The 21,025-nt window shown below is 53.0% G+C and carries 24 protein-coding genes; 15 read left to right on the top strand and 9 right to left on the bottom strand.

Annotation, left to right across the window (positions count from 1 at the left end):
• The first annotated feature begins 15 nt into the window (after positions 1 to 15).
• Genes glmS through DG177_RS04010 form a run of 3 tightly spaced genes read left to right on the top strand, consistent with a single transcriptional unit; the run spans position 16 to position 2,648 of the window.
• Positions 16 to 1,839, top strand: coding sequence for a glutamine--fructose-6-phosphate transaminase (isomerizing) (gene glmS, locus DG177_RS04020; RefSeq protein ID WP_108810322.1), 1,824 nt, complete (start codon positions 16 to 18; stop codon positions 1,837 to 1,839).
• Positions 1,840 to 1,842: 3 nt separating this feature from the next.
• Entirely contained in the window at positions 1,843 to 2,283 is a 441-nt protein-coding gene (locus DG177_RS04015) for an OsmC family protein (RefSeq protein ID WP_108810321.1), read from the top strand.
• Positions 2,280 to 2,648 carry a GFA family protein gene (locus DG177_RS04010; protein WP_337658490.1) on the top strand — a complete coding sequence of 123 codons (369 nt, stop codon included), beginning with the start codon at positions 2,280 to 2,282 and terminating at the stop codon, positions 2,646 to 2,648. Before DG177_RS04015 ends, DG177_RS04010 begins: the two co-directional genes overlap by 4 nt.
• Positions 2,649 to 2,710: 62 nt before the next feature.
• Here DG177_RS04010 and katG read toward each other — a convergent pair whose 3' ends face one another.
• Positions 2,711 to 4,909, bottom strand: coding sequence for a catalase/peroxidase HPI (katG, locus tag DG177_RS04005; protein ID WP_108810320.1), 2,199 nt, complete (start codon positions 4,907 to 4,909; stop codon positions 2,711 to 2,713).
• Between the two features lie 266 nt (positions 4,910 to 5,175).
• Between katG and DG177_RS04000 the strand changes: the two genes are divergently transcribed.
• The 6 genes from DG177_RS04000 to queE all read left to right on the top strand — a co-directional run bounded on the left by DG177_RS04000 (position 5,176) and on the right by queE (position 10,302).
• Positions 5,176 to 6,360 carry an acetylornithine transaminase gene (locus DG177_RS04000; protein ID WP_108812754.1) on the top strand — a complete coding sequence of 395 codons (1,185 nt, stop codon included), beginning with the start codon at positions 5,176 to 5,178 and terminating at the stop codon, positions 6,358 to 6,360.
• On the top strand, positions 6,357 to 7,283 hold the full coding sequence (gene argF / locus DG177_RS03995; protein ID WP_108810319.1) for an ornithine carbamoyltransferase: 927 nt from the start codon (positions 6,357 to 6,359) through the stop codon (positions 7,281 to 7,283). Before DG177_RS04000 ends, argF begins: the two co-directional genes overlap by 4 nt.
• Positions 7,283 to 8,197: an Hsp33 family molecular chaperone HslO gene (gene hslO, locus DG177_RS03990; RefSeq protein WP_108810318.1), complete on the top strand. Its 915-nt coding sequence runs from the start codon at positions 7,283 to 7,285 to the stop codon at positions 8,195 to 8,197. Before argF ends, hslO begins: the two co-directional genes overlap by 1 nt.
• Positions 8,198 to 8,348: 151 nt before the next feature.
• Positions 8,349 to 8,756: a hypothetical protein gene (locus DG177_RS03985; RefSeq protein WP_108810317.1), complete on the top strand. Its 408-nt coding sequence runs from the start codon at positions 8,349 to 8,351 to the stop codon at positions 8,754 to 8,756.
• Positions 8,757 to 8,971: 215 nt separating this feature from the next.
• Entirely contained in the window at positions 8,972 to 9,661 is a 690-nt protein-coding gene (gene queC / locus DG177_RS03980; RefSeq protein WP_108810316.1) for a 7-cyano-7-deazaguanine synthase QueC, read from the top strand.
• The gene (queE, locus tag DG177_RS03975; protein ID WP_108810315.1) at positions 9,658 to 10,302 is read left to right on the top strand and encodes a 7-carboxy-7-deazaguanine synthase; all 645 of its coding nucleotides are present in this window, start codon (positions 9,658 to 9,660) and stop codon (positions 10,300 to 10,302) included. Before queC ends, queE begins: the two co-directional genes overlap by 4 nt.
• Positions 10,303 to 10,306: 4 nt before the next feature.
• On the opposite strand, the gene DG177_RS03970 is transcribed toward queE, so the two are convergent.
• Both DG177_RS03970 and lipB read right to left on the bottom strand, forming a co-directional pair.
• Complete coding sequence (locus DG177_RS03970) at positions 10,307 to 10,561, bottom strand: hypothetical protein (RefSeq protein WP_108810314.1); 255 nt, start codon at positions 10,559 to 10,561, stop codon at positions 10,307 to 10,309.
• Positions 10,562 to 10,605: 44 nt separating this feature from the next.
• Positions 10,606 to 11,253 (bottom strand): lipoyl(octanoyl) transferase LipB, encoded by a 648-nt coding sequence (gene lipB / locus DG177_RS03965; RefSeq protein WP_108810313.1) that lies wholly within the window; start codon positions 11,251 to 11,253, stop codon positions 10,606 to 10,608.
• A gap of 74 nt (positions 11,254 to 11,327) precedes the next feature.
• On the opposite strand from lipB, the gene DG177_RS03960 reads away from it, so the two are divergent.
• Positions 11,328 to 12,080 (top strand): glycerophosphoryl diester phosphodiesterase membrane domain-containing protein, encoded by a 753-nt coding sequence (locus DG177_RS03960; RefSeq protein WP_108810312.1) that lies wholly within the window; start codon positions 11,328 to 11,330, stop codon positions 12,078 to 12,080.
• On the opposite strand, the gene DG177_RS03955 is transcribed toward DG177_RS03960, so the two are convergent.
• From DG177_RS03955 to DG177_RS03945, 3 genes are read right to left on the bottom strand one after another with little or no spacing between them, the layout of a single operon-like run.
• A complete protein-coding gene (locus DG177_RS03955) occupies positions 12,073 to 12,651 on the bottom strand; it encodes a GNAT family N-acetyltransferase (RefSeq protein WP_108810311.1) in 579 nt (192 codons plus the stop codon). The genes DG177_RS03960 and DG177_RS03955 overlap by 8 nt on opposite strands.
• A 4-nt stretch (positions 12,652 to 12,655) precedes the next feature.
• A complete protein-coding gene (gene hemF, locus DG177_RS03950; RefSeq protein WP_108810310.1) occupies positions 12,656 to 13,540 on the bottom strand; it encodes an oxygen-dependent coproporphyrinogen oxidase in 885 nt (294 codons plus the stop codon).
• Entirely contained in the window at positions 13,537 to 13,995 is a 459-nt protein-coding gene (locus tag DG177_RS03945; protein WP_108810309.1) for a TrmH family RNA methyltransferase, read from the bottom strand. Before DG177_RS03945 ends, hemF begins: the two co-directional genes overlap by 4 nt.
• Positions 13,996 to 14,167: 172 nt before the next feature.
• Here DG177_RS03945 and petA point away from each other — a divergent pair, with 172 nt between their 5' ends.
• Genes petA through DG177_RS03930 form a run of 3 tightly spaced genes read left to right on the top strand, consistent with a single transcriptional unit; the run spans position 14,168 to position 16,906 of the window.
• Positions 14,168 to 14,749 carry a ubiquinol-cytochrome c reductase iron-sulfur subunit gene (gene petA, locus DG177_RS03940; RefSeq protein WP_108810308.1) on the top strand — a complete coding sequence of 194 codons (582 nt, stop codon included), beginning with the start codon at positions 14,168 to 14,170 and terminating at the stop codon, positions 14,747 to 14,749.
• An 11-nt stretch (positions 14,750 to 14,760) separates the two neighbouring features.
• Positions 14,761 to 16,032: a cytochrome b N-terminal domain-containing protein gene (locus tag DG177_RS03935; protein WP_108810307.1), complete on the top strand. Its 1,272-nt coding sequence runs from the start codon at positions 14,761 to 14,763 to the stop codon at positions 16,030 to 16,032.
• A 19-nt stretch (positions 16,033 to 16,051) separates the two neighbouring features.
• Positions 16,052 to 16,906, top strand: coding sequence for a cytochrome c1 (locus DG177_RS03930; RefSeq protein WP_108810306.1), 855 nt, complete (start codon positions 16,052 to 16,054; stop codon positions 16,904 to 16,906).
• Positions 16,907 to 17,007: 101 nt separating this feature from the next.
• Here the strand turns inward: DG177_RS03930 and DG177_RS03925 are convergent, their stop codons facing one another.
• A complete protein-coding gene (locus tag DG177_RS03925) occupies positions 17,008 to 17,202 on the bottom strand; it encodes a hypothetical protein (protein WP_108810305.1) in 195 nt (64 codons plus the stop codon).
• A 269-nt stretch (positions 17,203 to 17,471) separates the two neighbouring features.
• On the opposite strand from DG177_RS03925, the gene DG177_RS03920 reads away from it, so the two are divergent.
• Positions 17,472 to 17,885, top strand: coding sequence for a hypothetical protein (locus DG177_RS03920; protein ID WP_108810304.1), 414 nt, complete (start codon positions 17,472 to 17,474; stop codon positions 17,883 to 17,885).
• A gap of 9 nt (positions 17,886 to 17,894) precedes the next feature.
• On the opposite strand, the gene glpK is transcribed toward DG177_RS03920, so the two are convergent.
• Both glpK and DG177_RS03910 read right to left on the bottom strand, forming a co-directional pair.
• On the bottom strand, positions 17,895 to 19,367 hold the full coding sequence (glpK, locus tag DG177_RS03915; RefSeq protein ID WP_108810303.1) for a glycerol kinase GlpK: 1,473 nt from the start codon (positions 19,365 to 19,367) through the stop codon (positions 17,895 to 17,897).
• A gap of 103 nt (positions 19,368 to 19,470) precedes the next feature.
• A complete protein-coding gene (locus DG177_RS03910; RefSeq protein ID WP_108810302.1) occupies positions 19,471 to 20,058 on the bottom strand; it encodes a DUF4126 family protein in 588 nt (195 codons plus the stop codon).
• Positions 20,059 to 20,163: 105 nt separating this feature from the next.
• Between DG177_RS03910 and DG177_RS03905 the strand changes: the two genes are divergently transcribed.
• Positions 20,164 to 20,979, top strand: a complete 816-nt coding sequence (locus DG177_RS03905; protein WP_337658489.1) for an NUDIX hydrolase — start codon at positions 20,164 to 20,166, stop codon at positions 20,977 to 20,979.
• Positions 20,980 to 21,025 lie beyond the last annotated feature (46 nt).

Below are 21,025 nucleotides of genomic sequence, written 5' to 3'. Positions count from 1 at the left end.
GAAAGCCTCAGATATATGTGCGGAATTATCGGAATTGTTGGCAAGGATGCCGTCTCGGATCGCCTGGTCGATGGTCTCAAGCGGATGGAATATCGCGGCTATGACAGCGCCGGTGTGTGTACGGTCGACAACGGCCGGCTCATTCGCCGCCGCGCTGAAGGGAAGCTGATCAATCTGGTTGAGGTGCTGAAGAAGGACGATGCACCGGGAATGATCGGCATTGCCCATACCCGCTGGGCCACTCATGGTGCACCGACGACGAGTAATGCGCATCCGCACGCCACCGGCGAAGTGGCGCTGGTCCACAATGGCATTATCGAGAATTTCAAACCGCTGCGAGAAGAACTGTCGGCGAGGGGACGCAGTTTTGAAAGCGAAACCGATACCGAAGTGGTTGCGCATTTGGTCAGTGAGCAAGTCGAGGCAGGTAAATCTCCACAGGAAGCAGTGCAGGCGGTATTGCCGCAGCTGCGCGGAGCTTTTGCGCTGGCCATTGCTTTCAAGTCGAATCCGGATCTGCTGATCGGTGCGCGACTCGGTTCGCCGCTGGTGGTCGGATATGGTGAGGGCGAGACCTATTTGGGATCGGACGCGCTGGCTTTGGCACCACTGACCCAGAAAATCGCTTATCTTGAGGAAGGCGACTGGGTTGTCATCAACAAAGAAGGCGCACAGATTTTTGACAGCGCCAACAATCCGGTGGAGCGCGAAGTGACGACCTCTGGCGTCTCGGCAGCGACCATCGAAAAGGGACAATATCGCCACTATATGCAGAAAGAGATTTTCGAGCAGCCAACGGTGGTGGCGCAAACTCTGCAAAGCTACATCCGGCCACTCGAACAGCAAGTCGCGCTGCCGCAGATGGATTTTGATCTCAAGGATATCAAACGGATTACCATAGTCGCTTGCGGCACAAGTTATTATGCCGGGATGGTTGCCAAATATTGGTTCGAAACCTTTGCGCGGGTTCCTGTGGACCTCGATGTGGCATCGGAATTTCGTTACCGCGATCCGGTGCTGGAGCCGGGCGGACTGGCATTGTTCATCTCACAATCTGGCGAGACTGCAGATACGCTTGCCGCGCTGCGCCATAGCAAGGAGCAGGGCCAGAAAATCGCGGTTGTGGTCAATGTTCCGACCAGTTCCATGGCACGCGAGGCAGATCTGTTGCTGCCAACCCATGCGGGCCCTGAGATCGGCGTGGCTTCGACCAAGGCGTTTTCCTGCCAGTTGGCCGTTCTGGCCGCGCTCGCTGCGCATCTCGCTGTAGTGAAGGGCAAAATGTCGCGTGATGAAGAGCATGAAGTTGTTGAGCATCTCACGGAAGCTCCGGCTGCGCTGAATGCCGCTCTGGCCCATGATGAAGACATATCCGATATGGCCCATCTTATCGCGCCGGCACGAGACGTGCTCTATCTGGGGCGTGGCCCGGATTATCCGCTGGCACTGGAGGGCGCACTGAAACTCAAAGAAATAAGCTATATTCATGCTGAGGGCTATGCGTCAGGCGAGATGAAGCATGGCCCCATTGCGCTTATTGACGAAGCGGTGCCAGTCATCGTGCTGGCGCCATCTGGGCCGCTGTTCGAAAAGACGGTCAGCAACATGCAGGAAGTGATGGCGCGTGGCGGCAAGGTGGTATTGATTTCCGATGCAGCCGGTTTGGCCGAAGCCGGCGAGGGCTGTATGGCGACTATCGAAATGCCGAAGGTTCATCCGCTTATCGCACCGCTGGTTTATGCTGTGCCGGTCCAATTGCTTGCCTATCATGTGGCGGTGGCAAAAGGTACGGATGTTGATCAACCTCGCAATCTCGCGAAATCGGTAACTGTGGAGTAAAATATGGCTACCAATCCATCCCTCGTTACCGTCGAAACGGCGAGCGGTAAATTTCAGCAGACCGTCCGTGTTGGCAAACATGTTTTTCTTGCGGACGAGCCCGTTTTTTTCGGTGGAGAGGATAGTGGGCCATCGCCCTATGACCTGCTGCTCGCCGCGTTGGGGACCTGCACGTCCATGACCATGAAAATGTATGCAGATCGGAAAGGCATTCCGCTCGAAGGCGTGCATATTGAGCTGGAGCACAGCCGTGAACATGTCGATGATTGCACCACCTGCAGCAATGATGACAACCGGATTGATGTGATCGACCGCGCTATAACCATCACAGGAGATTTATCGGAAGAGCAGCGCCAGAAGTTGCTTGAAATTGCTGATAAATGCCCGGTTCACCGGACGCTGGAAAACCGGATTGATATTCATTCCACCGAGGTAAGGTCGTGATCGAAGTTGCGGGCGGATGTCATTGCGGGGCGGTTCGATTCACTGCCAAGGCCGATCCGGAGCCGGAGATGCTGGATTGCAATTGCTCGATATGCGCGCGCACAGGTTATCTGCACCTTTTCATACCGCATGATCAATTCAATTTGCTGAAAGGCGAGGATGACCTGACCAGTTATAAATTTGGCAGCGGTCAGGCCGATCATTTATTCTGTAGCCATTGCGGGATAAAGAGCTTCTACCAACCGCGTTCCCACCCTGAAAGCTATAGCGTCAATTATAACTGCCTGGATGCAGGGCATGATTTACAGCCGAATATCGCAAAATTTGACGGACAGAATTGGGAAGCTTCAAAGGCCAAGCTTTGATAGCAAAACGGCCCGCCGGTTTCCCAGCGAGCCGTCTTTTCATTCTTAGATTCTAGATCTGTTTACGCGATATCAAAACGATCTGCGTTCATGACCTTGGTCCAGGCCGCGACGAAGTCTTGAACAAACTTCTCTTCATGACCGCTTTCTGCATATACTTCGGCAAGAGCGCGCAGCTGGGAGTTTGATCCGAAGACGAGGTCAGCGCGGGTTCCGGTCCAGCGTTGTTCACCGCTGCTCCGATCCTTGCCGACAAACTCTTCTTCGTTACTGCCATCCACAGCTTCCCAAACGGTGTTCATGTCGAGCATGTTGACGAAAAAGTCATTGGTCAATTGACCAGGACGATCCGTCAAGACACCGTGCGTGCTGTTGCCGCTATTGGCACCAAGCGCCCGCAGGCCGCCAACCAATACGGTCATTTCCGGCGCACTGAGGTTCAGCAGAGACGCACGGTCCAGCATCAACTCTTCTGTCGGAACGCTATGTTTGGCAGAGAGATAATTACGGAATGCATCTGCTTTGGGCTCAAGCGGGTCAAAGCTCTCGCCATCGGTCATTTCGTCCGTGGCATCGCCGCGTCCGCTTGCAAACGGCACGTCGACATTGAAGCCAGCATCCTTCGCTGCTTTCTCAACTGCAGCAGTTCCGCCCAGAACGATCAGGTCGGCAATGCTGATATTGCTATCGCCTTTAATCTCTTCCAGTTTGGAAATCACCTTGCCAAGCTCAGCCGGATCATTGGCTGCCCAGTCTTTTTGCGGAGCCAGACGAACGCGGGCACCATTGGCACCACCGCGATGGTCTGAGCCACGATAGGTGGATGCCGAAGCCCAGGCCGCTTTGACCAGTTCGCTAACCGTCAGACCGCTGTCCAATATAGCTGTTTTCAAGCCCGCAACATCGCTGTCGCTGATGCTCTGGCCAGCTGGAATGGGGTCTTGCCAGATCAAATCTTCGGCAGGGACTTCCGGACCGTGATAGCGAGCTTTTGGACCCATGTCGCGGTGGCACAGTTTGAACCAAGCGCGTGCAAAGGCGTCATCCAATGCCGCCTGATCATTGCGGAAACGTTCCGAAACCTTGCGATATTCTGGATCGACCTTGAGCGCCATGTCGGCAGTGGTCATCATGGTTGGAACCTTCTTGGAAGGATCGGCGGCATGTGGCGCCATATCTTCTTCCTTCTGGTCGATCGGCTGCCATTGCTGGGCACCAGCTGGGCTCTTCACCAACTCATATTCATAGTCGAGCAGCAAACGGAAATAATTGCCATTCCACTGGGTTGGGGTGGAGGACCAGCTACCTTCCAGACCGGACGTGATGGCATCGCCGCCTACGCCACTTCCATGAGTGCTGAGCCAGCCAAAGCCCTGAGCCGTGATATCGCCGCCTTCTGGTTCAACACCAACAAGGCCGGCATCACCAGCGCCATGCGCTTTACCGAACGCGTGGCCGCCGGCGGTCAATGCGACGGTTTCTTCGTCGTTCATCGCCATACGGGCAAAGGTTTCACGCATATCGCGAGCAGACAGAGCAGGATCGGAAACTCCGCCCGGGCCTTCTGGATTCACATAGATCAGTCCCATTTGAATCGCCGCAAGTGGATTTTCCAGAAGCAGGTCTTGGTCGGGATCAATGCGGGTTTGAACGCCTTCATTGACCATCTTGTCTTCGTTGCCCCAGTAAATGTCGCGCTGAGGCTCGAAAGTGTCAGCACGGCCGCCGCCAAATCCGAAGACCGGGCCGCCCATTGATTCGATGGCCACATTGCCAGCGAGGATGAACAAGTCAGCCCAGCTGATTTTCTCGCCATATTTCTGCTTGACCGGCCAAAGCAAACGACGTGCTTTGTCGAGATTGCCGTTATCGGGCCAGGAATTGAGCGGCGCAAAACGCTGCTGTCCTTCGCCTGCACCGCCACGGCCGTCAGCCGTACGATAGGTGCCAGCAGCATGCCATGCCATCCGGATGAAGAAGGGACCATAATGTCCATAGTCTGCCGGCCACCAGGACTGGCTATCGGTCATCAGTGCGGTCAGATCATTTTTCAGGCCCTGATAATCAATCGACTTGAATGCTTCGGCATAGTTGAAGTCTTTGCCCATCGGGTCAGGGGAGGTGCCGCCCTGGGTCAAGATATCGACCGGTATCTGATTGGGCCACCAGTCACGATTTTGTCGACCGAGTAGCTCACGCACCCCGCCATCAAAGCCCATCGGGCAGCCTTCTATTTTGGCTCCGGGTGTTTTCATATCCATTGGGATCTCTCCTTGTAAAATTTTTGGGGTTTAATTCATTAGATTCTGACCTGCTTATAATACAGATTGGCCATCGCGCTAAATCAATTAAAGCACTATGTTTGATTGCTTCAATCGATTAATCAAAAGGGGCGGCGATCGCATCTGGTATTTTGCAATGATTGACCGTTATCCTGTTCATGCATATAAGAGGCTTGCTTAAAGAAGGCGGCCAATCGGGTCGCCTTTTCTATTTTATCTATGGCGCAAAAATAAAGGAAATAATGATGACGATTACCCCGCTCATGCCCGTCTATCCTCGGTGTGGTTTTCGTCCTGTGCGAGGCGAAGGCGCTTGGCTGATTTCCGAAGATGGCAGCCGTGCTCTTGATTTTGCTACGGGCATCGCCGTGAACCTTTTGGGCCATGGCCATCCGCATCTGACCAAGGCGATACAGGAACAGGCGGCGACACTCATGCATGTGTCAAACCTCTATGGTAGCCCGCAGGGTGAAAAGCTTGCTCAACGGCTGGTCGATACAACTTTTGCCGACACGGTATTCTTCACTAACAGCGGCGCGGAAGCGGTGGAATGTGCGATCAAGACAGCGCGAGTCTATCACCAATCTCAGGGCAGCGACCGGTTTGAGATTATCACCTTCAAAAATGCGTTTCACGGTCGGACGATGGCGACCATCTCCGCATCCAATCAAGAGAAGATGCATCATGGTTTTTCTCCCCTGCTTGCCGGCTTCAAATATGTGGACTTTGATGATCTGGAAGGCGCCGAAGCGGCGATAGGTCCGAAGACCGCGGCATTTCTGGTCGAACCGATTCAAGGCGAGGGCGGCATTCGTCCGGCATCCGAAGCCTTCATGAAGGGTCTTCGTGCCTTGGCGGACCAACATGGCATATTGTTGCTTCTCGATGAAGTGCAGTGCGGCGTTGCGCGGACGGGCGCGCTATATGCGCATGAGCTTTACGACATAAAGCCTGACATCATGGCCAGCGCCAAAGGTATTGGCGGCGGTTTTCCATTCGGCGCCTGTCTGGCAATAGAAGAAGCCGCGCGCGGCATGGTTCCCGGCACCCATGGCTCAACCTATGGAGGCAATCCGTTGGCAATGGCTGCGGGCAATGCAGTCTGGGATGTAGTCGCGAATGACGAGTTTCTTGAACATGTGCGAGACATTGGTGGAAAGCTGCGCGCGGCGATCGAACAGTTTATCGGGAACTATCCCGCTCTGTTCACGGGTGTACGGGGACATGGTCTGATGCTCGGTATCACGATGACCCAAGAATCCCGACCTCTTGTGGCTCATTTGCGCGACAATCATGGTTTGCTGACGGTCGCAGCGGGCGACAATACATTGCGGATATTGCCACCGCTCAACATTGACGAGAGCCATATCGCGACTTTCATTGAAAAACTTTCAGCTGGCGCGGCTGACTATCAGGCAGCGGACTCATGACGCGGCATTTTCTGAACCTGTCCGATGCGGGCGGTGATGCCATTGCGGCTATGCTGAGCGATGCGCTGGATCGAAAGAATGCACGTAAAGGCTGGCCCAAGGGCAAGACAGACGCAGATGCGCCGCTTGCGGATCACGTCCTGGCCATGATTTTTGAGAAGAGTAGCACCAGGACTCGGGTATCCTTTGATATTGCGATCCGCCAATTGGGTGGCACGAGTATTGTTATGGACAGCGGCTCGATGCAGTTGGGGCGCGGTGAGACGGTTGCCGATACCGCTAAGGTCCTGTCACGCATGTGTGACGCCGTGATGATCCGGACTGACGATCATGCCAAGATTGAAGAACTGGCGGGCAATGCTAGCGTGCCAGTGATAAATGGTCTGACCGATCTGTCTCATCCCTGCCAGATCGTCGCTGATCTACTCACGCTGATCGAGCACGGGAAGCCATTGCCCGGGCTTGAGGTTGCATGGCTCGGCGACGGCAATAATGTCCTCAATAGTATCGTCGAAGCGGCCGGCTTGATGAAGTTTAACGTGCGCATTGGCTGTCCCGAAGGCTATGATCCCGATCATGACTTCATTGCCGAAGCGCAAGCGGCTGGAGCGAAAGTTACGATCTACCGCGACGCCTTGGAAGCTGTTGCCGGTGCTGACGTCATTGTTGCTGACACCTGGGTATCCATGGGACAAGCGCATGCCGATGCGAAAATGGATGCGATGATGCCGTTTCAGGTCAATGATGTGATTATGGAGCAGGCAAAGTCCGATGCCGTATTCCTGCACTGCCTTCCCGCTCATCGCGGAGAAGAGGTTATGCCATCCGTTATTGATGGCCCCCAGTCACTGGTCTGGGATGAGGCGGAAAATCGTATCCATGCCCAAAAATCAGTTCTGCGCTGGGCCTTTGGACAAATCTGATGGTTGAAAGTCCAAATTTGCCGACATTGATCGACAAGAACCTTTCATTCTCCATCCCCGCGAAACATTGTCGAGGGAGGGCCGTGAGACTGGGGCCTGTGCTCGACGATATATTGTCCGCACATGACTATCCGCCGCAGATGCGATCCTTGCTGGCTGAAGCCATGTGTTTGACAGCGTTGCTGGGCGCTCTTCTGAAAGAAGAGGAAGCGCAATTGACGTTACAGGCCCAGACCGAAAGCGGCGTGATCAGCCTGCTGGCCTGCGATTATAAGGATGGTGATATACGGGGCTATATTCAGTTTGATGCCGAGCGTCTTGCCAGCCAGCCGTTGGAACCCAGCTTGATGGCCTTATTTGGCAAAGGCTATCTGGCGATCACCTTTGATCACCCCGAACCGCGCGGACGATCACAGGGGATTGTGCCGCTCGAGGGAGGCAGTCTTGCCGAAGCGGTGCAGAACTACTTCATGCAGTCTGAGCAGATTCCCACCGTGATTCGTGTTGCGCTGGACATCGAGGATGATCGTACGGTGGTTGGTGGATTGCTGGTACAGCATCTGCCTGATGGCGAGGAAGGTAAGGAACGCTTGCATGTTCGGATGAACCATCCGGAGTGGGAGCATGTGGCCGTGATGGGTAGTAGCGTGCAGCCAGAAGAGCTTGTTGATCCCGATTTACCCCTGGAAGATTTGCTGTGGCGCCTGTTTAGCGAGAGCGACGAAGTGAGGGTTTTGAGCGGTAAACCGCTCGTTAAGGGTTGCCGGTGTAATGAAGACCATATCAGGGATGTGATCGCACGATTCCCGAAAGAAGATAAGGAGGATATGGTCGACGCGGACGGTACAATTTCGATAGATTGTGCATTTTGTAGTAAGAAATTCACAATTTCGAGTGCTAGTTTAAACAATTGAACTTGAACGCGTATTTCTGGTTTTTTTCCAAAAACTGTCCGAATCATACAATTAATCGCCGCAATTGGGCGCGATATTCGCCATATTCTTAAGCCAACTACACAATGAAGCGGATGCGCCGCTTATCATTGGAAACTAAAGGGATCAGGGAATGAACAGCACGACACTGGTAAAGTCTATCAGCGCAACCGCTGCCGCATTTCTGGCTTTCTCTGTTTCAGCACCGGCACAGGCACCGGAACTGGCTCTTCTTGACGGTTTGCAAAAAGGGGAGTGGACGCTCAAAGCCCGTGGTTCGGTTGAACCTGGAAAGAAAGTCTGTCTCGGCGATCCAGGAATATTGCTGCAAATTCAACATCGTGAAACGGATTGTTCGCGCTATGTCATTCAAGATACACCTAATAGTGTCCGCGTCAGCTACAAATGTGGCAGCTCGGACCATGGGGTGACGACAATTAAACGCGAATCCAGCGGACTGGTGCAAATCCAGTCTCAAGGGATCGAAGGCAATGCGCCATTTTCGTTCAGTGTCGAAGGTCGCAGGACCGGTGCTTGCTAAATCCAGCCTATTTGGCGCGGACGTTAACCAAATATTTACCATGTTTCTGCTAAACCAAAACAATCATGCTTCTGGCATGACTTCCTCCCTTTTGGCTTGAACTAGAGCCTAACTGGGCCGCGCTTCGATGAAGCTGCGGCCCTATTTTTTTTAATTTTGCCCCTGGTGCCTTCAAATACTTGCTTGTCGCGGCGAAGAGGATTAGCGGGGCGGGCATGTCACAAAATCAAAAAAAGGCTATTGTCCTGCTGTCCGGCGGGCTCGACTCTATGGTATCCGCCGCAATAGCGCGCGAGCAGGGCTATGATATTGTCGCGCTGACTATCGATTATAATCAGCGGCACAAAATCGAACTGCAGTCGGCGGTTCAGATTGCAGCCAAACTGGAGGTTAGCGAGCATATCATCCTGCCGCTTGATCTGAGTCGTTTTGGTGGTTCTGCTTTGACCGACGATATTGATGTTCCAAAATCCGGTGTCACCAATGATATTCCGGTAACGTACGTCCCTGCGCGCAACTTAATATTTCTGTCGCTGACTCTTGGTCTGGCGGAAGCTCGCGATGCCCGGGATATCTTCATTGGTGTCAACGCGCTGGATTACTCCGGATATCCGGATTGTCGCCCTGAGTTTATCGAGGGCTTCGAGAGACTGGCCGACCTTGCCACAAAGGCTGGTGATCAGGGCAGTGGTTTCACGATCCAAACCCCGCTGCAATATATGACCAAAGCGGATATCGCCAAGGAAGCCCGGCGACTGGATATCGATCCCGCGTTGAGCTGGTCTTGCTATGATCCGGCAGAGGCCAATCTGCACTGCGGCTTTTGTGATAGCTGCCGCCTGCGCCAGAAGGGTTTTGAGGAAGCGGGCATCGCCGATCCAACCCGCTATGCACTGGTGCCATGAGTTACGCGGTCAAGGAAATGTTCCTGACCCTGCAAGGCGAGGGTGTACATAGCGGGCGTCGCGCTGTGTTTACGCGCTTTACAGGATGCAATTTATGGTCCGGTCTGGAACGAGACCGCAGTGATGCCGTCTGCCAGTTTTGCGATACTGACTTTGTCGGCATGGACGGCGATGGTGGCGGTCGCTTTGACGATGCAGCAGCGTTGGCTGCCGCAGTAACCGACGTCTGGGGTGAGGGCGATGATGCCCGCTTCATCGTGTTGACCGGCGGCGAGCCGATGTTGCAGGTGGATGAGGCCGTGATTGATGCGCTTCACGCTGCTCAATTTGAAATCGCCATTGAGTCCAATGGCACGCTTCCAGTGCCGCGTTCGATCGACTGGATTTGTATCAGCCCGAAAGCGGGTAGCGAAACAGTGCAGCGTTCCGGTGACGAGTTGAAACTGGTCTGGCCGCAACCGGACAGCGACTGGCAAGCGATGCAGGATTGGGATTTTGCCAATTACCTGTTGCAGCCCATGGACGCGCGTCTGGACGAAGAGGCCAATGCTGCCAATTTGCAGGAAGCGATTGCCTTTGTGCAGGCTCATCCCAAATGGCGACTATCCCTGCAAACCCATAAGATATTGGGCCTGGCTTAACTGATCATTCTTCCGAGTCTTCCTCGGAGTCATTATCAGATGTCTCGGTGGACTCATCGGAGTCTTCGGCTAGTTCTTCACCCGTGGGCTGTGCATCGACATCCACCATATCATCGCTGATAGTGCCATCGATGACATCGACTTCGTCCATGCGGGTTTCTGTGACGGTTTCGGCCTCTGGCGCTTCCGGATCGCCGGAACATGCTGAAACCGACAGCGCGGCTAGCAATAGGGTGGAGGTTGTGATCATTTTTTTCATGGTGTTTCCCAGTCTGTATAGCGTGTGAGCATATTGTTTTGTGTCTATTTGGCAATCGCTGATAAAAATTGCGGCGCAGTTTTTTTCAAAGCCTCGTCAAAGTCATGCAGTGTTGCCGCAATGCCCAACTGTTTCAAACTGGTCACGGGATACTCGCTGATACCGCAAGGAACGATGCCGCCAAAATGACTGAGATCCGGATCAATATTGACTGAAAAACCGTGCATCGTAACCCATTTGCGGATGCGTATGCCGATCGCTCCGATCTTGGCTTCTTCGCCTTCCGGCGTATCACACCATATGCCCACCCGGCCGTCGACCGCTCGAGCATCGATACCAAATTCGGCAAGGGCGGCGATCACCCAGGCCTCCAGAGCGTGAACGAAATTGCGCACATCCGCTTGCCGCTTTTTCAGATTGAGCATGACATAGCCTACACGTTGACCAGGGCCGTGATAAGTATGCCGCCCGCCGCGTCCGGTTTCAAAAACCGGAAACTCCTGGCTTAGCAATTCGGACGGATCAGAGCTTGTGCCTGCGGTATAAAGGGGAGGGTGCTCCAGAAACCAGATCAGTTCCCGCGCCTCTCCAGCATGAATATCAGCATTGCGGCGTTCCATTTCAGCCACAGCATCCGGATAGGCGATTTTACTGTCGCTGGTGCGCCACTCGATGTCGGACAAGATCGTCATAGAATTTCCGTGCACAATTGGCGCGCTGGTGGCAAGAGTGCGAACAATGAAATTCAATCCTGAGGGTTAAGGCGATGAAGCTCAACTATATGGAATGCTGGAACGGTGCGATCGCAATATTGCGCGGTCACAAGGAAGCGGTACTTGCAATATCAGGGGTTTTTGTATTTTTGCCAACATTGTTGATGGCGCAGTTTGTTGGGCAACCTGTTTTGGAAGGCATCGAAGATTTGGGCGGGATGACCGCAGCTTACTCATCATTTTTCAGTGAGAATGCGATAGCGGTTATATTGTCCAATCTGCTCATCAGCTTTGGTGGCTTTGTTATTTTCCTGACTATCGCACCTTCTCATAGCGGCACCGTTGCAGATGATCTGGGCAAGGCATTGCGCCTTTTTCCGTTTTTTCTGCTTGCCAATATCTTGACCGGACTTGTTACCTTTGCCGGCATGCTGCTCTTCATCGTCCCAGGGCTCTACGTTGCTTGTCGCCTGATTCTGGTGCCGATAACCATCGCTGATACCGGAACAAGAAATCCAATCGAAGCGCTGAAAATGAGCTGGGAAAGCACCGATAAAAATGGCTTCTCGATCTTGCTGCTGGTTTTGATAATTGCGATTATCGGAGCGATTACGGTGGGTGTACTACAAATGATCATAGGTGTCGTAACAGGGCTGGCAACGAGCGGCGCAGGATGGCCGTTGATCAACAATCTTGTTTCTGCGCTCGGTGGTACTGCCTTGCAGGTTCTGTTCGCCGGCGTGATTGCATCAATCTACATGCAATTGACCGGCAAGGGATCAGATGTGAGCGAAGTGTTCAGCTGATAACAGGAACATGAGGCCCGGCCTCCATCGGCAGATGGCCGGACAGGCGTGGGTCGTCATGCATGTCAACTTCGCGCTTGTAGGCAGTAAAGCCAGCCCGCTCGTAAAAGCTTGGTGCGCGCTGAGAATCGTTGGTGCAGGTGTGTAGCCAAACCCGTTTGATATTGTTTTTCCATGCACGCTTGAGGGTTTCGGTCATCAGAGAATGGCCATAACCTTTGCCGTTCATTTCCGGGACGAGTCCGAAATAAACGATTTCGCACGCACCGGGATCACTAAAATCAAGCTCAACAAACCCCACGATTTCTTCACCATGTTGAATTTTCGCAATCTCAATTTTGTCATTATCGAGAATCGAGCGCAGTTCCTCGTCGGACATCAATAGTCGTCCAAACCACAGCCATTCATCTCCGATTTTTCGAAATAGCTTTCTATATTCATCCAGATCCGGACGATCCCAGACCGAAAAAATGAGATCAGACGGCTCTTCTGCATCCGACGGCCTTTGTTGCATCTCGAAATAGGTAACGATCACAGCCAATTTATCGTTGGGAATTGCAATCGTGGTCACGTGATCAGCTCCATTTCGCTTCGGGCGGCAGGCTCATCAAAATAGCATCTACATTGCCGCCGGTTTTCAGACCGAAGGTTGTACCGCGATCATATACCAGATTGAACTCGGCATAACGACCACGCCAGACCAGTTGTTCTTCTTTCTCGTCCTCGGTCCACGGCATGCCCATGCGTCGCCGCACCAGTTTCGGGAAGATATCCACAAACGCGCGACCAACGTCCTGCGTGAATGCGAAATGCCGGTCGAAATCATCGTCCGATTCGAGTTCCAGATGATCGTAGAATATTCCGCCAACACCGCGATGCACTTGCCGGTGCGGGATATAGAAATAGTCATCCGCCCATTTTTTATATTTGGCATGATAGTCCGGATCATGGGCATCACAGGCCTCCTTCAACCGGCTGTGAAAGTCAGAGGTATCTTCGTCATAGGGAATAGGGGGGTTAAGGTCCGCGCCACCGCCGAACCAGCGCTTGGTTGTGCACAGGAAGCGTGTGTTCATATGGACCGCCGGAACATGCGGATTTGCCATATGGGCCACAAGGCTGATGCCGGTTGCGAAGAAATGGGGGTTGTCGGCTGCGCCGTGGATGGACTTAGCGAACTCCTCGCTGAACGTGCCGTCAACGGTCGATATATTGACACCCGCTTTCTCAAAAACCTTGCCTTTGATGACACCGCGGACGCCACCACCACCAGGGCTGCCGTCGGGATTTTTGCGATCCCACGGCAGATAGTCAAAATGCGCATCGCTGCCGGCTTCGGATTCGATGGCTTCAAATTCGGCGCAGATACTGTTGCGTAACTCGGCAAACCAGGTCTGTGCCCGCAACTGCTGTTCATCCAGCGGGTTGTCATTTTGGCGAATTGGGGGCTGTTCTGTCATTTGGAAAACTGTCCTGTTTGTTTGAGCGCTTCGCCAAGCGCCATGCCTGCAGAAACGGCAAGGTTCAATGAGCGCATGCCATTTTTCATCTTTATGGTGATTCGTTCGTCAGCACGTTGATTCACATCAACGGGAACGCCGGCACTTTCTGATCCGAATAATAATATGTCATCCGGTCGGAATGTGAATTTGTGATATGCGGTTTCGGCCTTGCTGGTAAGCAGGATGATACGCGTCGATCGTGAATCAACAAAAGCGAGAAAGGCATCCCAATCCACGTGCCGGGTAAAATCAACATGATCAAAATAGTCCATTCCTGCCCGTTTCAGGCTGCGATCGCTGAACGGAAAACCACAAGGTTCGATGATATCAACCGATACATCGAGACAGGCGCATGTTCTTAAAATTGTTCCTAAATTTCCGGCAATATCGGGTTGGTACAGGGCTACTCTCATAAGGCGTTCAGCATGGGGTTGTTCATTATGTTTGGTCAATCAAAAATTGACTGTTGGCAAACCATGGTCTTCGCGGCTATCAGGCGCGCCAATAGCTGCCAAATGAAACATATTGAGGGTTCGGCCTCGATCTGGCAGACAGGGAACATAACAAACGTAAGGGCATGTTTGCATGGCTAGTGTTGATACCGCGGTTGAACCCAGTGATTCGGCTGTCTCGGAAACTGAAATTGGCGGTGTTAGGCGTCGTGATTTCATCAATATCGCAGCGGTGAGTTTTGGAGGCGTTGGCGTTGTGGCAACCGTCTTCCCGCTAGTGAATCAGATGAATCCCAGTGCAGACGTATTGGCGCTATCATCGATTGAAGTGGATATCTCGGCAATTGAAGAAGGGCAGGCGATCAAGACCAGCTGGCGCAAGCAGCCCATTTTTATTCGCAACCTGACCGCTTCAGAGATTGAAGCCGCTAATGCAGTTGACCTTTCAGGCCTTCGCGATCCGGAATCTCTGGCAGACCGTACACAGCCCGGAAAAGAAAACTGGCTGATCACGCTCGGCGTTTGCACTCATTTGGGGTGTGTCCCGCTTGGTGCTGCACAAGGTGAAGTCAAAGGTGAATATGACGGTTATTTCTGTCCGTGCCATGGCTCGCACTATGATACTGCTGGTCGGACCCGCAAAGGGCCTGCACCGACCAATTTGGAAGTACCGGAATATAGTTTCCTAACAGATACCGTCGTGAAAATCGGCTAGGGGCAAGAATAATGAGTTTTCCTTGGGCACAGCAATATAAACCAACCACCGAATTCGGTCAGTGGATGGATGACAGACTGCCAATTGGCCGTTTGATCTATAACAGCCTCGGCGCGGGTTATCCGACGCCGCGCAATCTGAACTATATGTGGAACTTCGGTTCACTCGCCGGCGTGTTTCTGGTGGTACAGATTGTTACGGGTATTATATTGGCGATGCACTATGCCGCCAATGCGGACATCGCTTTTGACTCGGTCGAGCACATCATGCGCGACGTCAACAGCGGTTGGATGATCCGCTATGCCCATGCCAATGGCGCGAGCTTCTTCTTCATCGCGATCTATCTCCATATTGGCCGCGGTCTCTACTACGGATCCTACAAGGCTCCGCGCGAGATGATCTGGCTGCTTGGCGTTGTTATCTATCTGCTCGCAATGGCGACCGCTTTCATGGGTTATGTTCTGCCATGGGGACAGATGAGCTTCTGGGGCGCGAAAGTGATTACCGGGCTGTTTGAGGCCATACCGCTGGTGGGCAAGCCGATTCAGGAACTGCTATTGGGCGGTTTTGCACCGGATAATGCGGCTCTGAACAGGTTCTTCTCGCTGCACTATCTGCTGCCATTTGTGATTGCTGGTGTTATTATCATGCATATCTGGGCGCTGCATATCCCGGGATCGAACAACCCGACCGGCGTAAATGTAAAGGGACCACAGGACACAGTTCCCTTCCATCCCTTCTATACGGCAAAAGATGGCTGGTTCCTTGGCCTGGCGTTGATTTTCTTCACCGGAATGATGTTCTTCATGCCGAACGCTTTGGGCCATGCGGATAACTACATTCCTGCTAACCCGCTTTCGACACCGGCGCATATTGTTCCGGAATGGTATTTCTGGCCATGGTACGCAATTTTGCGGGCCTTTACCTTCGACTTCCTGTTCGTTCCAGCGAAACTGCTCGGCGTGCTGGCGATGTTCTCTGCCATATTGGTCTGGTTCTTCCTGCCATGGCTGGACAAGTCACCTGTGCGGTCCGGCGACTATCGCCCCCGGTTCAAGAAGTTCTTCTGGTTCGGACTCATCCCCTGCATCGTCGTACTCGGCATTTGTGGCGGTGCGCCGGCTGAAGAGCCTTACGTGATGCTGAGCCAACTCGCGAGTGCCTATTATTTTGCGCACTTCCTGATCATATTGCCGCTGCTTTCTCGCATCGAGAAACCAGAGCCACTGCCAAATTCGATAACCGAAGCAGTGACCGGCAAGCCACTAGAACAAGCCAGCTAAGAAACAGGGATCTGAAGTAATGGTAAGATTTTTCGGGATATTGATCGGTTTGTTCTTTGCTGGAATGCTGATCTATTCATTTGGGCGCGGCGCGGTTGAGTATTTCTCCAATCCACCTGTCAAAGCTGTGGAATATCAGTTTCACGAAGGACCAAAGGACGTGTCCTTTGCAAGTGACGGCCCCTTTGGCAAATTCGATCAGCAGCAGCTGCAGCGCGGTTTCCAGGTGTATAAAGAGGTCTGCGCTGCGTGCCATGGCATTCGTCTGGTCGCTTTCCGTAATCTGGCTGAACTTGGCTATACCGAAGACGAGGTGAAGGCGATTGCGGCAAACTGGCCCATTGAAACACCAGCTATTGATCCGGATACCGGCGAGGCATCTACCCGCCCGTCTATTCCGGCGGACAAGTTTCCGAAGCCATTTTCTAATGATGTTGCGGCTGCTGCGGCCAATAACAACGCCATTCCACCTGATCTTTCACTGATCACCAAGGCACGCAATGGCGGCGCTCCTTATGTTTATTCTTTGCTGACTGGCTATTCAGATCCACCAGCAGAGCTTCCTGAAGCCAATCGCCCCGGAACTGGACTGCACTACAACGCCTATTTTGCGAATCTGAATATTGCGATGGCACCGCCGATTACCGGTGATGGTCAGGTCACCTATTCAGATGAAACAGAGGCGACCGTTTCTCAGATGTCAGAAGATGTCTCAGCCTTCCTGATCTGGACTGCGGAACCATCGCTGATCAAGCAGAAGCAGACCGGTTGGGCTGTCATTGCCTTCCTGTTGATCGCTACGATACTTGGGTTCTTGTCGTACAAGACGATCTGGGCTGATGTGAAAGCCGAGAAAAAGAAAAAAGACGCTTAGTCACTGAGTTAACGCTTCAAACAAAAAGGGCTCGCCATGATTGGCGGGCCCTTTTTGTATCTGGTGCAATTCTTTTCAACACGCAGTTTCATGCGTCGTCGTCAGTCTTTCATGGGCTCACGGTTCATGTCGGCTGTCGGAGCATTTTTGTTGGCAGACGGAGCCGTCGACTGAGCCTGCTTCGCCGTCTGTGTGGCTGCAGCATACCATAAGCTCGCCCAAATAGCTGCGATCAACGCAACCACCAGCGCAATTTTTCCAAGCTGGCCGAAGCCATCCCTAATCAAATCACCCACTTCAATTACCCACGTGTGTGAATGTTACCCAGCTCTTTTGATAAGCAAAAATCGGGCGGAGTCCATGGTTTGTCCGAAAAAAGTTTCGCTATGACGCAATTTTAAACTGCCTTTGTAGAATAAAACAATTGTCTCTGAGTGGTTTACGTTACCAAAGGTGAGCATCTTATCAGACCATCTAATTAGCGGGCTGATCCTCGGTTTCGGGCCTTAAGTTTTCAACTCAACAACCGTAAATTCTGTTGAACCCTGAATATCGGACGACAAGGATGATTAACTCGTTAGAAAACCTGAAGGAAGAAAGCGCGCAGACGGTTTTTCGCGAACCGCGGATACGAAAGCTCGTAAAGGTCGAGCTGTTTGCCGATGCCTCAGGGCCGCATGACTCCATCGTCCGTAACCTTTCCACCTATGGTGTTCGTGCGACTTCGCCGATAAAATTGCGGGTGGGGCAGGCTGTGGAGATCAACAAAAGAGGCTTTGGCAAAGTGTCCGGAACGGTGCGGTGGTTCAGTGGCCGAGAGTTCGGGATGCAATTTGATGAACCAATCAATATCGAACAGTTTAACTTTGAAGCAAAAAATGATCAGGGCCATTTTGTGAAAAAGATCGATAACGGCCATGTCTGGAACGGCTTTCAAACCGATACCTGCAACAAACGGCCGGGGTTCAGCCGTAAGTAGGGATAGGGTTTAGTTGCCGAGAACGCTTTCCACCGCATTCTCCCAACCGACCAGACGGGTTTCGCGCTGCGACGGATCGATCGCGGCGTGATAGGTTTCTAGCCCCGATATCATGATCGATGCGTCATTCAGGGAACTATAAATGCCTGCACCCACTGCCGCTAACATTGCTGCGCCAAGTGCGGTGGTTTCAAAAAACTCTGGTCGCTCGACCGGGATATCCAATATATCAGCCAGATCTTGCACCATCCAGTCATTGGCAACCATACCGCCATCAATCCGCAGGCTTTGCCAGTCCGTGCCATCTGCTGAAAAAGCGGTTTTCAAGTCGTAACACTGATAAGCCATGGCTTCGAGAGCCGCACGCACGATATGGGCCTTTGTCGCAGCGAAACTGAGACCGGAAATCGTTGCGCTGGCATCGGCTTTCCAGTGCGGTGCGCCCAGACCGGAGAGGGCAGGGACAAGGTAGACACCGCCATTGTCGGCAACCGACCGCGCCAATTCTTCGCTCTCACCGGCATATTGAATCAATCCCACATCATCACGCAGCCATTGCATCAGGCTGCCAGCGACAAAAACCGAGCCCTCTAGTGCATAGGTCCGTTTACCATCCATTTGGAACAGCACAGTCGACAAGAGGCGGTTATCTGACTTGGGTGGTTTACTGCCACAATTGGTAAGGATGAAAGCACCCGTCCCAAAGGTAGCTTTGGTTTGACCAACATCCAGGCAGGCCTGGCCAATGGTTGCGGCCTGTTGATCTCCGGCGGACCCACATATCGCAATGGGTGCTCCGAACAGATGGGATGATGTCTTGCCCAGGTCACCAGCGCAGTCGACAATCTTGGGTAGCGCCTTTCTGGGTATATCAAATAACGCCAGAAGATCATCGTCCCAGTCGTGACTGTCCAGAGCCATCAACATGGTCCGACTGGCATTGCTGGCATCGGTAATATGATCCCCGCCGGTCAACCGGAAAATAAGATAGGATTCGATGGTGCCAAATGCCAGATTATCCCCGGCGTCAGAAATATCGGGCCAGTTCTTGAGCATCCAACCAATTTTGCTACCGGAAAAATAGGGATCCAGCAGCAAACCGGTTTTTGCCTGAATCATCGGCTCGAGATCCTTGGCTCTCAGGGCATCACATGTTTCCGCCGTGCGGCGATCTTGCCAGACAATCGCCTTGCTGAGCGGCTCGCCTGTACGTTTGTCCCACGCAACAATGGTTTCGCGCTGGTTGGTGATTCCGATGGCGGCTATTTTTTCCGCTCCACCCGCCTGTTCGATCATTTTCTGGCAACAGCGCAGAGTCTTGTTCCAGATTTCAGCGGCATCATGTTCCACCAGACCGGCGGCGGGATAATATTGCTGTAACTCTTCCTGCTGAGATCCGTGCAATTTGCCATCGACACCAAAGAGCATCGCGCGCGTCGAAGTCGTGCCTTCGTCAATTACCAGAATCTGTTGCACTGCCATTTAAACCCGCTCCCTTGTGGCGGGCCACGCTAATTTATCGTCTTCAAAAGGCAAGCAAAACTGAGAGAGAAGGCGATGTGATCATAAAGGACCTTCCTCGGCGTCAATTGCCACTGGACACAATCTTTCGCCAAAGCCGATATCCTTTGTAGACCAGAAAAATACAAAAGATCAGAAGCAGTGATGCAATTGCAAAAGCCGCGACAGGATTGGCAAAGGCAAGGATCAACAAACCGCCGGTGGCGACATCTTCGCCAGTGGATACGACAGCGTTGCTAACCGGTTCAGGGCTAGTGTTTACGATCGCGCGGGCACCGGCCTTGGCACCGTGGCTCATCAATGCCGCGCCGCCGCCGAGTAGGAAGATGACTACCTGCCATGCCGGATCACCAGAATCGACAACCGCCAATGCCAGCAGAGCGCCGCCCAGTGGGCGGATCACCGTGTGGATCGTATCCCAGATACTGTCGAGCCATAATATCTTGTCGGCAAAAAATTCGGCCAGCGCACCAAGCGCACTGATCGCCAGCACCCACGGATTGGCCAACGCGTCGAGCATCTGCAGATTCTCCGGCAGACTGATCCATTGCAGTCGCATGGCGAGGCCAGTGACAAAGACCGTGAGATATAATCGCCAGCCCGACAAAAGGCTTACACTGCCTGCCAGACCCAGTATTTCTACAATTCCCATGACCGCATGATTGCCACGATCCGTCCGGCTTGGCAAATCGGGGGAGTGTTTGTTGATGTGCGCTATAGCTTTACATTGGTTGAGCCATGCTGTTCATAGGTTGTCATGACAAATAATAATGATGTGCCCGCGATTGATGCCCTGACCGGAAAACCGATGCCGAAACCGATACCGGCCTCTACATTGGTTATTTTTCGAGACCAGCCCGGAGCCAGCGCGCCGGAACTGTTGATGGTCGAACGGTCGGCGAAAATGGCCTTTGCAGCAGGCGCGGCGGTTTTTCCAGGTGGCAGGGTTGATGATGCCGACTATGATTTTGCCAGGACATTGGGCCATGATGATTTTGAGGAATATGGCGCACGGATCGCGGCTATCCGGGAATCGATAGAAGAGACTGGCATCGCAGTGGCTGTCGATGGCGATCTTGCGCCGCACCGGGTGATCGATGCGCGCGCCGCGCTGCACGAAGGGACGATATTGTCGGAAATATGCAACCAGTTTGATTGGCAGTTGCATCTCGACAAGCTGGTGCCCTTTACCCGCTGGTGCCCACCCTTTGCTGAAAAGCGAGTGTTCGACACCCGCTTCTACATGATTTCCCACGACGATCATGCCGCCGAGGCGACAGTTGATGAAACCGAAAATTACAATCTTTTTTGGAGCAGCGCGCAAGGCGTCTTGCAAAAAGCCGATGCCGGAGATGTGAAGATCATCTTCCCAACCAAACGCAATCTTGAGCGGCTAGCGCAATTCGGATCCTTCGCCGAGGCAGCAGACCATAGCAACCGTCATCCAGTGACGATGGTGTCGCCAACCATTGAGAAACGCGATGACGGCGCGTATTTGTGTATTCCGGAAGGCATTGGTTATCCGGTGACCTCAGAACCCATGGACGCCGTCCAGCGCGGCTTTAAAAAATAGCAAAAGAAGAATGGTGCGCCCGACAAGAGTCGAATCTGTAGCCTCA

The organism is Sphingorhabdus sp. Alg231-15 (assembly GCF_900149705.1).
GTDB lineage: Bacteria > Pseudomonadota > Alphaproteobacteria > Sphingomonadales > Sphingomonadaceae > Parasphingorhabdus.
Note: the sequence above shows the minus strand (reverse complement) of the source record. Positions and strands in the feature narration are given on the sequence as shown.